We start from the raw sequence: 15,681 nt of genomic DNA on the forward strand, positions 1-15,681 counted from the left end.
ACCGCACCGGGCGGCAACCGTCAGACACCGGCCACCGAGGTGATCCAGGCCCGGTTGTACGCAACGCTGCCGTAGTTCTGGATGCTCTGCCCGTCGGCGGTGGAGGCGACGCCGACCTGCCGGCCGTTGTAGAACTGCGGGCCACCCGAGTCGCCCCGCCACGCGTTGCCGCTGATCTCGGTGCTCCGGATCGCCTGCCCGCCGTACGCGTCGGTGACGCTGTTGCTGGTCACCCGCACGGTGGCGGTCTTCAGCTGGCTCGACGCGGAGCAGCCGCTGTAGCAGGTCATGCCCCAGCCGTAGATCGAGTTCGTCGAGTTGAGGGGCGGGTTGCTGCTGGCCAGGCTGACCGTCGAGGTGCTGACGGTGCTGGAGAGTCGCATGAGGGCGAGGTCGTTGCGGGTGTAGGTGGCGCTGACCGTACGGGTGACGCCGCCGGAGGAGCGGTACACGCTGCCGACCCGGACGGACATGGTGCCGCTGATGCAGTGCCGGGCGGTGAGCACCCATTGCGGGGAGATCACGCTGCCGGAGCAGGTGAACGAGCCGTTGCTCATGACCGCCGCCGCCCAGGGTGCGGACGAGACGGTGGTGCCGCCGATGATGGGTTGCGGGCCGGGCGGGGCGGCGGACGCGCCGGACGCGGTGCCGAGGGCGCCGACCAGCGCGATACTGAGTACGGCGAGCAGGGGGCGGATGTGCATCGGGTGGACTCCTTGGGCGGGGCGGACCCGGGGTCGCCGGGTGTGGATGGGCGACAGCGGGAGGTCCCCCCTGCCGCCTGAATCGACTTACGTCGATGTACAGTAGGGCCCGGACCGGCCGTTATCAAGGGCCTGATCGAGGATCGCCGATGTAACGATTCGGCGTCCCGTTGCGCCGTGTATGCCCTGCTGAGGCCACCTGCCCCGCCTGTGGAGCCGCTCAGAGCGCCAGTAATGTTGATCACTGCTTGAACTGCAGGCGGCCGGTGCGTCCGTGGCCGTATCTGCCAGGTACGCTGGCTGCGCTCGCCCGTTGTGGGTCGGCACCCAACTGCGTACACAGTCAGGAGTGCCCAGTGCCTCGCGTCGTCGTCGACGTCATGCTCAAGCCCGAGATCCTCGATCCGCAGGGCCAGGCCGTCGCAAACGCGCTGCCCCGGCTCGGCGTCGGTGACGTCGCCTCGGTTCGGATCGGCAGGCGGATCGAGATCGAGTTCACCGGTGAACCGGACCTGGACCGCGCTCGGGAGATTGCCGACAAGCTGCTCGCCAACCCGGTCATCGAGGACTTCACCGTCCGCCTGGTCGAGGCCGACGAGACCGCGGACGCCCGCTCGTGACCGCCCGGGTCGGTGTGGTCACCTTCCCCGGCTCGCTCGACGACGGGGATGCGGCCCGAGCGGTCCGGATCGCCGGCGCTGAGCCGGTCCGGCTCTGGCACGGCGACCCGCAGCTGCACGGCGTCGACGCGGTCGTTCTGCCCGGTGGCTTCTCCTACGGTGACTACCTGCGCTGCGGCGCCATCGCCCGGTTCGCCCCGGTGATGGAGACGATCGTGGACGCCGCTCAGGGCGGTCTACCGGTGCTCGGCATCTGCAACGGCTTCCAGATCCTGTGCGAGGCGCACCTGCTGCCCGGCGCGCTCACCCGTAACCAGCACCTGCACTTCCGTAACCGGGACCAGGTCCTGCGCATCGAGTCGGCCGGCACCGCGTGGACCAACGCGTTCCAGCCCGGCCAGGAGGTGCTCATCCCGGTCAAGAACGGCGAGGGCTGCTACGTCGCGGACACCGCGACGCTGGACCAGCTCGAAGCCGAGGGTCGGGTGGTTGCCCGTTACGTCGGCGGCAACCCCAACGGGTCGATGCGCGACATCGCCGCGATCACCAACGCCGCCGGCAACGTGGTGGGCATCATGCCGCACCCCGAGCACGCGGTGGAGGCGCTCACCGGTCCTTCGCTGGACGGCCTCGGGTTCTTCACGTCGGTCCTCAAGCACCTGGTGGGGGCGCCAGCGTGAGCGCGAGGAGTGAGCCGGGTCTGCGAGCCCCGCAGTCGCGAACGAAGACGGGGGCGGTGACCGGCGACACGATCATCGGTCTGCTCAACCGCCGGTCTGGCGGGCACGAGCGCAGCGAGGAGAGGTCATGACCACCCATCCGGACCCGGTACGCGACACACCGGAGGCGTACTCCGCTCCGTCGCAGCCGGCGGAGCCCAGCCTGGCGCAGCCCGTGGCACCGGCCACCGCCCCCGCCCAGCCGGCTCCCGCCGTCTGGACCGAGGGCGTGGACACCGTTCCGCGCGCCGATGGCACCCCGGGCGAGCTTCAGCCGTACACCGAGCTTGGTCTGCGCGACGACGAGTACGACCGGATCCGGCAGATCCTCGGCCGCCGGCCAACGCAGTCCGAGCTCGCGATGTACTCGATCATGTGGAGCGAGCACTGCTCCTACAAGTCGAGCAAGGTGCACCTGCGCCAGTTCGGCGAGAAGGCCCCGCCCAGCGACCGGATGCTCGCCGGCATCGGTGAGAACGCCGGTGTCGTGCAGATCTCCGACGAGCTGGCGGTGACCTTCAAGGTCGAGTCGCACAACCACCCCAGCTTCGTCGAGCCGTACCAGGGTGCGGCCACCGGCGTCGGCGGCATCGTCCGGGACATCCTCGCCATGGGCGCCCGCCCGATCGCGGTGATGGACCCGCTGCGCTTCGGTGCCGCGGACCACCCGGACACCGCCCGCGTGCTCACCGGTGTGGTTGCCGGCGTCGGCGGCTACGGCAACTGCCTCGGTCTGCCCAACATCGGTGGTGAGCTGGTCTTCGACCCCTCCTACCAGGGCAACCCGCTGCTCAACGCGCTCTGCCTGGGCGTGTTGCCGGTCGAGCGGCTGCAGAACAAGGCCGCCGCCGGCCCGGGCAACGTTGTCGTTCTGATGGGCGCCAAGACCGGCCGGGACGGCATCGGTGGCGTGTCGGTGCTGGCCAGCGCGACCTTCGACGAGGGCAGCGAGGCACGTCGACCCGCCGTGCAGGTCGGCGACCCGTTCATCGAGAAGCTGCTGATCGAGGCGTGCCTCGAGCTGTACGACGGCCAACTGGTCGTCGGCATTCAGGACCTCGGGGGCGCCGGCCTGACCTGCGCGCTCACCGAGACCGCCGCCGCGGCCGGCACCGGCATGCGGGTCTGGCTGGAGCGGGTGCCGCTGCGCGAGCCCTCGATGGACCCGCACGAGATCCTGGCCAGCGAGTCGCAGGAGCGGATGCTGCTGGTCGTCGAGCCGGAGAAGCTCGACGCGGTGCTCAAGACCTGCGAAAAGTGGGGCGTTCTCGCCACCGCGATCGGTGAGGTCACCGCACCAGAGCCGGACGGCAGCCCGGGTCGACTGCTGATCACCTGGCAGGACCACCTGGTCGTCGACGTGCCGCCGGGTTCGCTGGTCGACGACGGTCCGGTCTACGCCCGGCCGATGCGTGAGCCGGCCGACCTGATCCTGCTCCAGGCCGACCGGGCCGAGACGCTGCCCCGCCCGGCCGACCCGGAGGCGCTGCGGGAAACCGTTCTGCGCATGATCGCGTCGCCGAACCTCGCCGACAAGACCTGGGTCACCGAGCAGTACGACCGCTACGTGCTGGGCAACACCGTGCTCGCCCAGCCGGAGGACGGCGGCGTGATCCGGATCGACGAGCGGACCGGGTTGGGTGTGGCCCTGTCGGTTGACGGCAACGGCCGGTACGCCAGGCTCGACCCGTACAACGGCACCAAGCTGGCCCTGGCCGAGGCGTACCGGAACGTGGCGGTGACCGGCGCGAAGCCGATCGCCGTCACCGACTGCCTCAACTTCGGCTCCCCGGAGGACCCGGGCGTCATGTGGCAGTTCGCCGAGGCCGTCCGCGGCCTCGCGGACGGCTGCCTGGAGCTGGGCATCCCGGTGACCGGCGGCAACGTCAGCTTCTACAACCAGACCGGCGCGGCGGCCATCCACCCGACCCCGGTGGTCGGTGTCCTGGGCGTGCTGGACAACGTCGCCGACCGGGTGCCGATGGGCTTCGTGCCGCGCGCCGGTGGCGACCACGACCAGCTCTACCTGCTCGGCGAGACGAACGTGGAGCTGTCCGGCTCGGAGTGGGCCTGGGTGACGCACGAGCACCTCGGTGGCATCCCGCCGCAGGTCAACCTCGCCCGGGAGAAGGCGCTCGCCGAGCTGCTGGCCGAGGCGGCACGGGTCGGTCACCTGGCCTCCGCGCACGACCTCTCCGACGGTGGTCTCGCCCAGAGCCTGGTCGAGTCCTGCCTGCGGCGCGGCGTCGGTGCCCGGGTCGCGGTGCCGGAGCAGTTCACCGAGGGCTCGATGCCGTTCGTCTACCTGTTCAGTGAGTCCGCCACCCGGGCGCTGGTCTCGGTGCCACGCGGCCACGACAAGGCGTTCGCGGCGCTCTGCGCCGAGCGGGGTGTGCCGTTCGAGCTGATCGGCGTCACCGACCCGTCCGGTGGGGCGCTTGAGGTGCACGGCCAGTTCCGGATCGGCCTGGACGAGCTGCGCACCGCGCACACCGAGACGTTGCCGCGCCTCTTCGGGGGTGCCGCCGCCGTCGAGGTGCCCGCGCCGGCCGCCGACGTGGCGGGTGCGGTCGAGGGCGTCCCGCTGCCGGTCGCGGAGGCCGAGCCGGTCGATCCCGCGGAGGTGGTATCCGAGCCGATCGCCTCGTTCGGGCCGGTCCCGCAGACCGGTGCCGTCGAGCCGATCGAGTCGGAGCAGCCGGGCACCGCCGCCGAGTCTGACCCCGGTGTCGCCGAGCCGTCGCCTGACGAGCGCTGAGGCGTTGGCGGCCGCCGTCCACGGCCAACCTGGTTCCGGTGCCCGGTTCGACTGGGGGCTGACCGGGGCGGCCGAGCTCGGACGGGTCTGCGCCGCACTGGTGGTGGTGGACGTTCTGTCGTTCACCACCTCGGTGGAGGTGGCGGTCGCCCGTGGCATGCGGGTGCACCCGTTCCCCTGGGGTGAACAGGCCGCGGACTACGCGGTGCGGGTCGGCGCGACCGCTGCGGTGGGGCGGCGGCAGGTGAGCGCGGAGCATCCGTGGTCGCTGTCGCCCGCCGCACTGAGCACCGCGCCGGTGGTGGCGGACCTCGTGCTGCCCTCCCCGAACGGCTCGGCCATCAGCGCCGCCGCCAGCGCCACCGGTCTGCCGGTGGTCGCGGCGTGCCTGCGCAACGCTCGCGCCGTCGGGCATTGGCTGCGCCGCCGGGGGTACGGAACGCTGGACGCCCCGATCGGCGTGATCGCCTCAGGGGAGCGGTGGCCGGACGGGTCGCTGCGACCGTCGGTGGAGGACCAACTCGGCGCCGCCTCGGTGCTGGACGCCCTCTCCGGCGTGCCGGGTGGGCTGTCCGTGGAGGCGGCCATGGCGCTCGCCGCGCTGGCCAGCACTCCGGACGTGCCCGCCGCGGTACGCGGCAGCGTCTCCGGACGCGAGCTGACCGAGAGTGGTTTCGCCGAGGACGTGGACGTCGCCGTCCAGGTGGGTGTGTCGGCGGTGGTCCCGGTGCTGCGCCAGGGCGTCTTCTCCGCCGCCTGAGCGAGGCCCGCGATCGGCGGTGTCGACTCGGCGCTGGCGAGCACTCCGGATCTGCCCGCCGCGGTGCGCGGCAGCGTCTCCGGTCGGGAGTTGACCGAGAACGGCTTCGCCGCGGACGTCGACGTCGCCGTCCGCATCGGCGTGTCGGACGTCGTCCCCGTGCTCCACCAGGGCGTCTTCTCCGCCGCCTGACCGCGCCGGCCCGCGCCTGACCGCGCCGGCCCGCGCCTGACCGCGCCGGCCCGCGCCTGACCGCGCCGGCCCGCGCCTGACCGCGCCGGCCCGCGCCTTGTGATCAACTCGGTTTTCAGGAAGTCGCGGTGTCCAGGTCTTCGGGATGGCCCGACTTCACTGACCGCGAGTGGGTCTTGCAGCGAAACGGCCACCCGGATCTCCGGGTGGCCGTTTCCATGTGCTGTGGTGGGGTCAGTCGTCCAGCCAGTCGAGGCGGCGACCGCCGCGCTCGGTCGGCGCCGGGGTGTCCGGTCGGTTCCGCCCGGCGGGCTGGCCGTAGCCGCCCTGGTCGTAGCCCCGCTCGTCGTAGCCGCCGCGCTGCTGCTGGGGGGGCTCCTGGCCGTAGTTGCCGCCCTGGTCGTATCCGCCGCTGGCGGGCTGGCCGTAGCCGCCCTGGTCGTAACCCCGGTCGTCGTAGCCGCCGCGCTGCTGCTGCGGGGGCTCCTGGCCGTAGTTGCCGCCCTGGTTGTATCCGCCGGCCGGTTGACCGTAGCCACCCTGGTCGTACCCGCCAGCCTCCGGAGCGCCGTATCCCGCGGTCGGCTCGGCGGCGCGACCGCCGTACGGGGCGGCGTCGGGCTGGCCGTACCCCTGCCCCTGCTCCGGCTGGTAGACGCCGGTTGCGTACGGGTCGGCCGGAGCCGGGTACTGGGTGCTGTCGCCGGTGTACCGGCCGGTCGGCTCGTCGAACCGCTCGCCGTAGGCCGCTCCGCCAGCGGGAGCCGGCGGGTAGGCGGCGGTGCCGCCCGGGGCGTCGTAATCACGACCGCCGTAGCCGCCACCGGAGGCCGGAGCGTTCCCGTAGCCGGCACCGGAGGCCGGAGCATTGCCGTAACCGGCACCGGGCGCGGCACCGTAACCGTCACCGGCCGCACCGGTGCCGTACCCGCCCTCCGGGCCGGCCGGAGTGCCGTAGCCGCCACCGGAAGCGGGGGCGTTGCCGTAGCCGCCGGCACCGTACCCGGCGGACGCTGGCTCCTCGCCGTAGCCGGCGCCGCCCCAACCCTGCTGACCCGCGCCGCCGTACGCCTGGGCAGGCGCGCCGTACGGGTCTGGCGGAACGTCGTCGACCACCGGTCGGTGCATCATCGTCGGCGCCTCGCTCAGCGCCGCGCCGCCGACCATGGTCGGGTCCGCTCCACCGCCGGGACGACCGCCGACCACCCGGGTCTGGTCGTCGGGACCGTGGAACCCGCCGCGCGATGGCGGCACCACTCCGCCGCCGCCGGCAGCTGCCGGAGCGTCGTCGTCGTCGCCGTTCTCCCTGCGCTTCATCCAGAGCAGCACGATCGTGCCGACACCGGCGGCGACCAGGAGACCACCGAGCAGGATGATCAGGTACGAGCTGAAGCCGCCGCCGTCCTCGTTGTTGGCGGCATTCGCCGGAGCACCCTGGCTGGCCTCCTCGGTGGGCTCCTCCGCGGTGCCCTCCTCGGTCGCCTCGTCGGTGGGGGTGGCCTCGGGGGTGGCGGACGGGGTGGCGCTGGGCGTCGTCTCGGCCTTGAGCGCGAGGCTGAGCCGCTGCCCGGTGACCGCCTGCCCGGCGTTGGCGTTCAAAACCTTGAACGCCTTGATGTTGTCGAACGACGCGCCCAGGTCGATCCGTCCGGGCGCGATCGGGTTCTGGGTCGTACCGGTGAACCGGAAGTTGCCGCTGCCGTCGCTCGTGGCGTCGTAACGGTGACCGGCGGTGTCCTGGAGGACCACGAACGCGTTCGGCACGGCCTTGCCGTCGGCCTGCGAGACCACCTTGCCGGCGACCGACCGCACGGTCTGGTTCTGCGGCGGCGGCGGAGCGGCGGCTGCCTTGACGGTGACGCGGAGAGTACGGGAGTTGGAGTCTCCCGTTACGGTGATCCTCGCCTGAGTGCCGTTGGCTGCGGGCGCGTTGGCCGCTGCGGACAGGGTAAGGGTCAGGTTCTTCGGCGCGAGTGGTTGGTCGAAGGTGATCGGGCCGCACCCGCCGCAGGTGACGCCGTCAGGAAGACCATTCACGTCGATGTCTGCGGACTCTTCGCCGACGTCGGGTCTAACAACCACGCTGACTGTGCTGCTCTTGCCAGCATCAATCGTGACGGAGTTGTCAGCTGTGCTGATCTTCGCGGCCAGGGCTGGTGTGGCGGGGACGGCGAGCAGAGCGCCGGCAACCAGCGCTACGACCACACCGGCCCGCTGCTTCCAGGCACGTCGGTGTGTTGACACGTCCACCGCCTTCCGGGCTGACTTCCCTCTGACCGGCGGGGCGCCGGGCCGGGGATCATCACGGTTCAGATACGCCGTCGGCAACTATGCCTTGTCCGACCGGATCGGCGCGACCCAGGGCCAGCGTCAGGTAGTTGGCCTGCGGGTCGTATCGTCCCGTCGTGTCCTCTCCGCACAGTAAGTCCGCTGCCGTGACGGCGGCGTTGTTGGCGCTTGACGAGGGGCGTACGCCCGAACGGCCGGTGTTCCGAGAGGCGGTCCGGTCGTTGTTGGCCGTCCTCGCGGAGCGCGCCCCCGGCCGATCGGTGGAGGTGCGCGTCCCACCATACGGGGCGATCCAGTGCGTACCCGGACCTCGACACACCAGGGGAAACCCACCAAACGTCGTCGAGATGGCCCCCGACACCTGGTTGCGGTTGGCGACCGGGAGGATCGGCTGGGTCGAGGCGGTCGCCGAAGGTCGCGTCCAGATGAGTGGTGTCCGTGCGGATCTCTCGGCGTATCTGCCCCTCTAATTATCTCCGAGTCCCACTCACGGTGACAACCTGCGCAGGAATCGTGACTATCTGTATTGACGGCGATTCGCGTACACTGTCAGGCGAAGACAGTGGTCCCGGCAGAGAAGTGTGGATCCGCCCGTGATCCCGCCCGGCCGGTCCAGACCAGCATGAGGGAGCGGTAGGTGCCCCGAGGCGACGGCCGGCTGAGCCACGACCTTGACCCCCAACGACCTGGCCCCCAGGATGCCTGTGGCGTCTTCGGCGTCTGGGCCCCCGGCGAAGAGGTTGCCAATCTGACCTACTTCGGCCTCTACGCCCTGCAGCACCGCGGCCAGGAGGCGGCGGGCATCGCGGTGAGCGATGGCTCCGGCGTGGTGGTCTACAAGGACCTCGGGCTGGTGGCCCAGGTCTTCGACGAGCCCACCCTGGCGAGCCTGCGCGGCCATCTGGCCATCGGGCACGCCCGCTACTCCACCACCGGCGCGTCGAACTGGGAGAACGCCCAGCCGACGATCCGGTCGACCACCTCCGGCACGACCATCGCGCTGGCTCACAACGGCAACCTGGTCAACACCGCCGAGCTGGAGAAGGAGGTCGCCGAGCGCGGCCTCGTCGCGGACGGTTCGACCAACGACACCTCCCTGGTGACGATGCTGCTCGCCAGCCGACCGGATCTGTCGGTCGAGGCGGCCGCACTGGAGGTGCTGCCGCAGTTGCGTGGCGCGTTCAGCTTCGTCTTCATGGACGAGTCGACCCTCTACGCGGCCCGCGATCCGCACGGCGTCCGCCCGCTGGTGCTCGGCCGCCTGGAGCGCGGCTGGGTGGTGGCCAGTGAGACCGCCGCACTGGACATCGTCGGTGCCAGCGTGGTGCGCGAGGTCGAGCCGGGCGAGCTGATCGCGATCGACGAGAACGGCCTGCGCTCCACGCGGTTCGCCGCGCCGGAGCCGAAGGGCTGTCTCTTCGAGTACGTCTACATCGCCCGCCCGGACGCCACGATCGCCGGGCGCAACGTCCACTCGGCGCGGGTGCAGATCGGCCGGCAGTTGGCCAAGGAGCACCCGGTCGAGGCCGACCTGGTGATCCCGGTACCCGAGTCGGGCACCCCGGCCGCGATCGGCTACGCGGAGGCGTCCGGCATCACCTACGGCGCCGGCCTGATGAAGAACCCGTACGTGGGGCGCACCTTCATCCAGCCGTCGCAGACCCTGCGTCAGCTCGGCATCCGGCTCAAGCTCAACCCGCTGCGGGAGAACGTCCGGGGCAAGCGGCTGGTGGTCGTGGACGACTCGATCGTGCGCGGCAACACCCAGCGCGCCATCGTGCGGATGTTGCGTGAGGCGGGGGCACTGGAGGTGCACGTCCGGATCTCCTCGCCGCCGGTCAGCTGGCCGTGTTTCTACGGCATCGACTTCGCCACCCGGGCGGAACTGCTGGCCAACGGGTTGGACAACGACGGCATCCGGCGCTCCATCGGCGCCGACACGCTGGGTTACGTCTCGCTTCCTGGCCTGATCGCCGCGACCGAGCAGCCGAAGACCAGGCTGTGTCGGGCGTGTTTCGATGGGGAGTACCCGATCGAGCTGCCGGCCGGCAACCTGATCGGCAAGCACGTGCTCGAAGGGGTGGGCCGACGGGTCGCCAACTCGGCGCCGGAAGCCCCGCACACCAACGGCTCGTTCGTCGCCACTCCGGGTGGCGTTACCGCAAACCGCCCGTAGCACCAACCGGCGCGGCCCGGCCACCGCCGGCGCGGCACCGAGAACCAAAGGGGAGAACCGTGACGCACGTGTCCGAGCGCAACGGCGCAGGAAGCAGCCCGACCGGCGCCGGCGGCGACCGTCAGCCCTGGACGGGGGGCGCTGGCCGTCAGGCGCGCAAACGCTCGGTCTCGTACGCCGATGCCGGGGTCTCGATCGACGCGGGCGACCGCGCGGTGGAGTTGCTCAAGTCGAAGGTGCGCCAGACCCGCCGACCCGAGGTGATGGGTGACCTGGGCGGGTTCGCTGGTCTGTTCCGGCTGGACACGAAGAAGTACAAGAGCCCGATCCTGGCGTCCTCCACCGACGGGGTGGGCACCAAGCTGGTGATCGCTCAGCAGATGGACATCCACGACACGGTCGGCATCGACCTGGTGGCCATGGTCGTGGACGACCTGGTGGCCTGCGGCGCCGAGCCGCTGTTCCTGCTCGACTACATCGCCACCGGCGAGGTCGTTCCGGACAAGGTCGCCGAGATCGGGGCGGGCATCGCCGACGGTTGCCGTTACGCCGGCTGCGCGTTGCTGGGCGGGGAGACCGCCGAGCACCCCGGTGTGCTGCGCCCGGACGAGTACGACATCTCCGCGACCGGTGTCGGCGTGGTCGAGGAGGCGGACATCCTCAGCCCGGACCGGGTCGAGGTGGGCGACGTGGTGATCGCCATGCGCTCCTCCGGTCTACATTCCAACGGCTACTCGCTGGTCCGGCACGTGCTGCTCGGCGCGGCCCGGATGCGCCTGGACATCGTGATCGACGACTTCGGTCGGCAGCGGACCCTCGGTGAGGAGCTGCTCACCCCGACCAAGATCTACGCCAAGGACTGCCTCAAGCTGATCGCCGAGGCGGAGGTGCGGGCGCTGTCCCACATCACCGGTGGCGGCATCCCCGGCAACCTGGTCCGGGTGCTGCCCGAGCACGTCGACGCTGTGGTCAACCGCTCCACCTGGAAGCCGCAGCCGATCTTCGACCTGATCCAGTCGAAGGGTCGGATCGACGACCAGGACATGGAGTCGACCTTCAACATGGGCGTCGGCATGTTCGCGATCGTGTCGGCCGAGGACGCCGACCGGGCGCTGGCCACGCTGACCGGCCGTGGGGTCGAGGCCTGGCAGGCCGGCGAGATCATCGAGGGCACCGGCAACGTTCAGATGGTTGGTCAGCACACCCGAGGATGATCACGTTCCGGTGATCGTACGGGCACCTGATCAGGGCTTCACCCGAGTGGCCTATGCCGCCTAGCCTGAAGGGCTCAGGCTTGGCGGAGGAGGGCGATGGCTGCTCGGGGACAGTCGTTCAGCGGGATGCGGGGTCTTTCCACCGTCCCGTCGTACGTCGTCATGCAGCCCACCACCCTCTGCAACCTCGACTGCGCGTACTGCTACCTGCCGTTTCGTGCCACCGACCAGCGGATGTCGGTGGCGGTGGCCGAGGCGGTGGCGGCGGCGGTCAACCCGTGGGCGGCGGCCGGCCGGTTCTCCGTGGTGTGGCACGGCGGCGAGCCGTTGGCGGCCGGCCGGGAGCACCTGGCCGACCTGATGGCGCCGTTCGACCCCGAGGTCGAGCATCACGTGCAGACCAACGCCACGCTGATCGACGACGACTGGTGTGACTTCTTCGCCCGGCACGAGATGCGGGTGAGCGTGAGCGTGGACGGCCCGCGGGCCCGCAATGGCGACCGGGTCAACCGGGGCGGCCAGCCGGCTTACGACCGCATCCTGCGCGGCGTCGCGGCGCTGCGCCGTCATGGTCTGCCCTTCTCCGCCCTGGCTGTGGTGTCCCAGCCGGGCCCGGGGCTCGCCACCGAGCTGTACGACTACTTCCTCGAGCTGGGCTGCGATGTGCTGGGCATCAACATCGAGGAGACCGAGGGGGTCAACACCCGGGACAACCGCCACGACTCCTCGGCGGTGACCGCGTTCTGGGCGGAGCTGGTCGCGGCGTGGCGCCGTGACCCCCGGATCCACCTCCGCGAGGTCGAGTGGACGTTGCGCTACGCCGCGGCGGTGCTCGACAACTCGGCTGACGGGGTGCTGCCCCGCCAACTGGACCCGATCCCGACCATCGGTCACGACGGCTCGGTGACCGTGCTGTCCCCGGAGTTGGCGGGCTTCACCGACCCGCGCTACGGCGATTTCAGCAGCGGCAACGTCCTGCACGCTCCGCTGGCGGAGATTCTCGGCGGAGCGGCGGCGACCCCGTGGGTGGGGGAGTTCCTGGCCGGGGTGGAGGCCTGTCGGGTGTCCTGCCCCTACTTCGGCTTCTGTGGCGGTGGCCACGCGGCCAACCGCTACTTCGAGCTGGGGCGTTTTGACGGTACGGAGACCGAGCACTGCCGAAACAGCAAGATCCGCCTATTGGATGGAGTGTTGGAGCATGCCCGAGAGCACCAGTAACCGGCGGCCTGAGCGCGAGGCGGATGACGGAGTCAACGAGCGGGTGCGGGAGGCGGCCCCTGCGCTCGTCGCGCTGCTACAGGAGGCTGAGGACGCCAGGCGGCTGCGCTCGGAGGTGTCGGGCGGCGATGGTGCCAGCGCGGTCTGCGCCTGGAACCACTTCGAGAACATCCCGACCTTCTACAACTGGAACAACCGCCCGCGCTGACGAGAGCCGTGAACAGGGGCCTGTCGAGCGGCCGGAATACTCCGGTCGGGTCAGGCCCCTGATCGTCGGCAGCTGAACCTGCACGGGACGTGCGTGAGCACGCGGGTATCACCGCGTGCTCAGCTGCGTCGAGAGGTCAGCGGGCCGGACGGACCCAGGGATCCGGATCGTCGTCCGCGTGATCCTCATCATCGTCGTCGACGAACTCTTTAGAGTCGTCGTCGAAGTGGTGCTCAGACTTACCAGCACCCGCCAGTTCGCGCTGCAAGGCGGTGAGGTCGGTGTTCGGGGAGTGGTACTTCAACTCCCGGGCCACCTTTGTCTGCTTGGCCTTAGCACGGCCGCGCCCCATGGCTCGACCCCCTCGCACAGAATGCGGGGCAGCCCGAAGGCGGGCCCCGATGACGTCAGGCATCTCTCGTGGCTCTTACGGTACATGGGGATGCCACCGTTCGGCACCTCGGGTTACCGTCAGCCGGCTCTGCGCGTCGCGTCGATCCGGCCGTCACCCAGTGTACCGGGTAAGGAGCGGAACGGTTAGCGCCCGTGACACCGGACAAACCGCATCAAAATCGATCCGGCCCTCAGCCTACCGAGCCGCGCCGGCACAGGGGGCCCGGAGGCGGATCCCGTCGATCCGCCTCCGGGGAATGCTCAGCGCAGGTGGATCGACCGCAGGCGGCCGACCTCCGCCATCCGGCGCTCGGCCAGCCGATCCGCGGCGACCGCTGGCGGCACGCCCTCGGCGTCGGCCAGGCCCAGGATCTCGCGGGTGGTGTCGTAGATCCGGGTTGCCCGCAGCTTCGCCCGGTCGAAGTTGAAGCCCTCGATCTCGTCGGCGACCTGGATCACACCGCCGGCGTTGACCACGTAGTCCGGCGTGTAGAGGATGCCCCGGTCGGCCAGCAGCTTCTCGATGCCCGGGTGGGCGAGCTGGTTGTTCGCCGCACCGGTCACCACCTTGGCGCGCAGCGCCGGCACGGTGTCGTCGTTCAGCGCGCCGCCCAGCGCGCACGGCGCGTACACGTCGATGTCCGCGGCGACCAGCGCGCTGGCGTCGTCCATCAGGGTGACCTGCGGGTGGTTGCTGCGAACCCAGGCCAGCGCCTTCGGGTTGACGTCGGTGGCGACCACCTCGGCGCCGTCCTCCAGCAGGTGGCCGGTGAGGTATTTGCCGACCTTGCCCAGGCCGGCGACGCCGACCCGGCGGCCACGCAGGCTCGGAGTGCCCCAGACGTGCTCGGAGGCGGCCCGCATGCCCTGGAAGACACCCCAGGCGGTGAGGATCGACGAGTCGCCGGCGCCGCCGTGCTCCACGCTGCGCCCGGTCACGTAGCGGGTCTCCCGTGCCACGACGTCCATGTCCGCCACGTAGGTGCCGACGTCGCACGCGGTGTAGTAGCGACCGCCCAGCGACTCCACGAAGCGACCGTACGCGCGCAGCAGCGCCTCGCTCTTGATCTGCTCGGGGTCACCCCAGATGACGGCCTTGCCACCGCCCAGGTCCAGCCCGGCGAGCGCGTTCTTGTACGCCATCCCACGGGACAGGTCGAGCACATCGGCGAGCGCGTCGTCCTCGCTGGCGTACGGGTAGAAGCGGGTGCCGCCGAGCGCCGGCCCCAGCGCGGTGGAGTAGATCCCGATGATCGCCTTCAGGCCGCTCTGCTTGTCCTGGCAGAAGACGACCTGTTCGTGACCGGTCGATACCGGATCGTCGGTGCTCGCGAATACGCCCATGGTTGGCTCCTGGAGTGGTGTGCGTCCTTGTGGGACGCGGACCTGGTGGACCCCGGCGGGGATGCTGCCGGTGAGATCGAGCCTAGTATCGGCCGCCCTGGGGACGCTCGACGCGCCGCCGCCGTCCCACGTTGCGGCGCGCGTGGTCCGGCCGCTGACCTCATACGGCTGTGGTTCGTGGGAGGATCGCGCCGTGCCGTCGCTCTTCGCTTCTTACCTGCGCGTGTACGAACCGTTGACCGCCTTCGACCGGGACCGGCAGAGCTACTGGCGCCGCTACGTGTCCGAGGGGCGGGCGGTGGCCCCGGTCGAGGGGCCCGGCCGACAGCGGACGGCGGTGATCGAGGCGCTGGGCGCGGGCTGGACCCGGCTGCCGGACCTGCCGGAGGAGGCGTACGTCCTGGAGACGGACGACAGCCTGCTGGTCTGCCCATGGAACCTGCGGATCCGGGTCGCTGAGGCGGCGCTCAGCGCTCGGGACGGGGTGCCCTCGGTGCTCGCCGACGCCTTCGTGCCGCCGGTGCTCGCTGGCCAGGCCAGGGCGGTCGTCGACGACTGGCGCAGCGGCGCCCGGGTGTTGGAGCACGGGGTGCCCCGGGTGCACGAGCAGATCGCCACCTGGGGGGTGCCTCTGCGGTGGTTCGTGCTCTTCGAGCCGGCCGAGCGGGACCTGGTCACCCAGCCGGGCCTGCGGGCGCTGCGCTACCGGACCGAGATCTCCAAGGCCCGTCGCCGGTCCTCACGGGCGCTGTCGGTGCTGCGCAAGTCGGTGGGCGAGGCGCCGATCACCGAGGCGGTGGAGGAGGCGGCGCGCTGGCTGGAGGAGTTCCATCCGCGCTCGGTGGTCGAGTTGGACTACGGCGGCCTGGTCGACCTGCTCTCCGACGAGACCCTCACCGCGGACGACTCGCCAGAGTTGGTCGCCACCGGCCTCGCGGGGCTGTCGCGCGGTGAGGCCGAGGAGGCGTCCGCCGCGTACGACACGTTGGTGGCTCGGTGGCGTGCCGTGCAGCTGCTGGAGCGGTGCAACTAGGGGCATATCGCCCGAGGAGCGCTCCCAAGGTGAGGTGTGCTCGTAGTTGACGC

At 71.0% G+C, this 15,681-nt stretch carries 15 protein-coding genes; 11 read left to right on the plus strand and 4 right to left on the minus strand.

Annotated elements, in window-relative coordinates; all coding sequences use genetic code 11:
- Window positions 1-20: 20 nt before the first annotated feature.
- A complete protein-coding gene (locus CLT68_RS07395) occupies window positions 21-704 on the minus strand; it encodes a trypsin-like serine protease (RefSeq protein ID WP_099849696.1) in 684 nt (227 codons plus the stop codon).
- 356 nt (window positions 705-1,060) lie between these two features.
- On the opposite strand from CLT68_RS07395, the gene purS reads away from it, so the two are divergent.
- From purS to CLT68_RS33690, 5 genes are all read left to right on the plus strand, one after another.
- Window positions 1,061-1,324, plus strand: a complete 264-nt coding sequence (gene purS, locus CLT68_RS07400) for a phosphoribosylformylglycinamidine synthase subunit PurS (protein WP_030491392.1) — start codon at window positions 1,061-1,063, stop codon at window positions 1,322-1,324.
- Window positions 1,321-2,004: a phosphoribosylformylglycinamidine synthase subunit PurQ gene (gene purQ / locus CLT68_RS07405; RefSeq protein WP_088950944.1), complete on the plus strand. Its 684-nt coding sequence runs from the start codon at window positions 1,321-1,323 to the stop codon at window positions 2,002-2,004. The genes purS and purQ overlap by 4 nt, the downstream gene beginning before the upstream one ends.
- Before the next feature lie 127 nt (window positions 2,005-2,131).
- Window positions 2,132-4,801, plus strand: a complete 2,670-nt coding sequence (gene purL / locus CLT68_RS07410; RefSeq protein ID WP_099849698.1) for a phosphoribosylformylglycinamidine synthase subunit PurL — start codon at window positions 2,132-2,134, stop codon at window positions 4,799-4,801.
- A 4-nt stretch (window positions 4,802-4,805) separates the two neighbouring features.
- Window positions 4,806-5,561, plus strand: coding sequence for a 2-phosphosulfolactate phosphatase (locus CLT68_RS07415; RefSeq protein WP_099856878.1), 756 nt, complete (start codon window positions 4,806-4,808; stop codon window positions 5,559-5,561).
- A 63-nt stretch (window positions 5,562-5,624) separates the two neighbouring features.
- Entirely contained in the window at window positions 5,625-5,753 is a 129-nt protein-coding gene (locus CLT68_RS33690) for a hypothetical protein (protein WP_486482097.1), read from the plus strand.
- 234 nt (window positions 5,754-5,987) lie between these two features.
- Here the strand turns inward: CLT68_RS33690 and CLT68_RS07420 are convergent, their stop codons facing one another.
- Window positions 5,988-7,997, minus strand: coding sequence for a hypothetical protein (locus CLT68_RS07420; protein WP_143743141.1), 2,010 nt, complete (start codon window positions 7,995-7,997; stop codon window positions 5,988-5,990).
- Between the two features lie 191 nt (window positions 7,998-8,188).
- Between CLT68_RS07420 and CLT68_RS07425 the strand changes: the two genes are divergently transcribed.
- The 5 genes from CLT68_RS07425 to amcA all read left to right on the plus strand — a co-directional run bounded on the left by CLT68_RS07425 (window position 8,189) and on the right by amcA (window position 12,858).
- A complete protein-coding gene (locus CLT68_RS07425) occupies window positions 8,189-8,512 on the plus strand; it encodes a sterol carrier family protein (protein WP_099849700.1) in 324 nt (107 codons plus the stop codon).
- A 167-nt stretch (window positions 8,513-8,679) separates the two neighbouring features.
- On the plus strand, window positions 8,680-10,218 hold the full coding sequence (gene purF / locus CLT68_RS07430; protein ID WP_088950947.1) for an amidophosphoribosyltransferase: 1,539 nt from the start codon (window positions 8,680-8,682) through the stop codon (window positions 10,216-10,218).
- A 59-nt stretch (window positions 10,219-10,277) separates the two neighbouring features.
- Window positions 10,278-11,432 (plus strand): phosphoribosylformylglycinamidine cyclo-ligase, encoded by a 1,155-nt coding sequence (gene purM / locus CLT68_RS07435; protein WP_099849702.1) that lies wholly within the window; start codon window positions 10,278-10,280, stop codon window positions 11,430-11,432.
- Between the two features lie 126 nt (window positions 11,433-11,558).
- Window positions 11,559-12,650, plus strand: a complete 1,092-nt coding sequence (gene amcB, locus CLT68_RS07440; protein WP_354982226.1) for a cyclophane-forming radical SAM peptide maturase AmcB — start codon at window positions 11,559-11,561, stop codon at window positions 12,648-12,650.
- On the plus strand, window positions 12,631-12,858 hold the full coding sequence (gene amcA, locus CLT68_RS07445) for a multiple cyclophane-containing RiPP AmcA (protein ID WP_088950950.1): 228 nt from the start codon (window positions 12,631-12,633) through the stop codon (window positions 12,856-12,858). The genes amcB and amcA overlap by 20 nt, the downstream gene beginning before the upstream one ends.
- Before the next feature lie 136 nt (window positions 12,859-12,994).
- Here the strand turns inward: amcA and CLT68_RS07450 are convergent, their stop codons facing one another.
- Together CLT68_RS07450 and CLT68_RS07455 are read right to left on the minus strand one after the other, a co-directional pair.
- Complete coding sequence (locus CLT68_RS07450) at window positions 12,995-13,210, minus strand: DUF3073 domain-containing protein (RefSeq protein WP_088950951.1); 216 nt, start codon at window positions 13,208-13,210, stop codon at window positions 12,995-12,997.
- A 302-nt stretch (window positions 13,211-13,512) separates the two neighbouring features.
- Window positions 13,513-14,595, minus strand: coding sequence for a Leu/Phe/Val dehydrogenase (locus CLT68_RS07455; protein WP_088950952.1), 1,083 nt, complete (start codon window positions 14,593-14,595; stop codon window positions 13,513-13,515).
- Window positions 14,596-14,788: 193 nt separating this feature from the next.
- On the opposite strand from CLT68_RS07455, the gene CLT68_RS07460 reads away from it, so the two are divergent.
- A complete protein-coding gene (locus CLT68_RS07460) occupies window positions 14,789-15,628 on the plus strand; it encodes a DUF8083 family protein (protein ID WP_099849706.1) in 840 nt (279 codons plus the stop codon).
- Window positions 15,629-15,681 lie beyond the last annotated feature (53 nt).

Source organism: Micromonospora sp. CNZ299 (assembly GCF_002754415.1).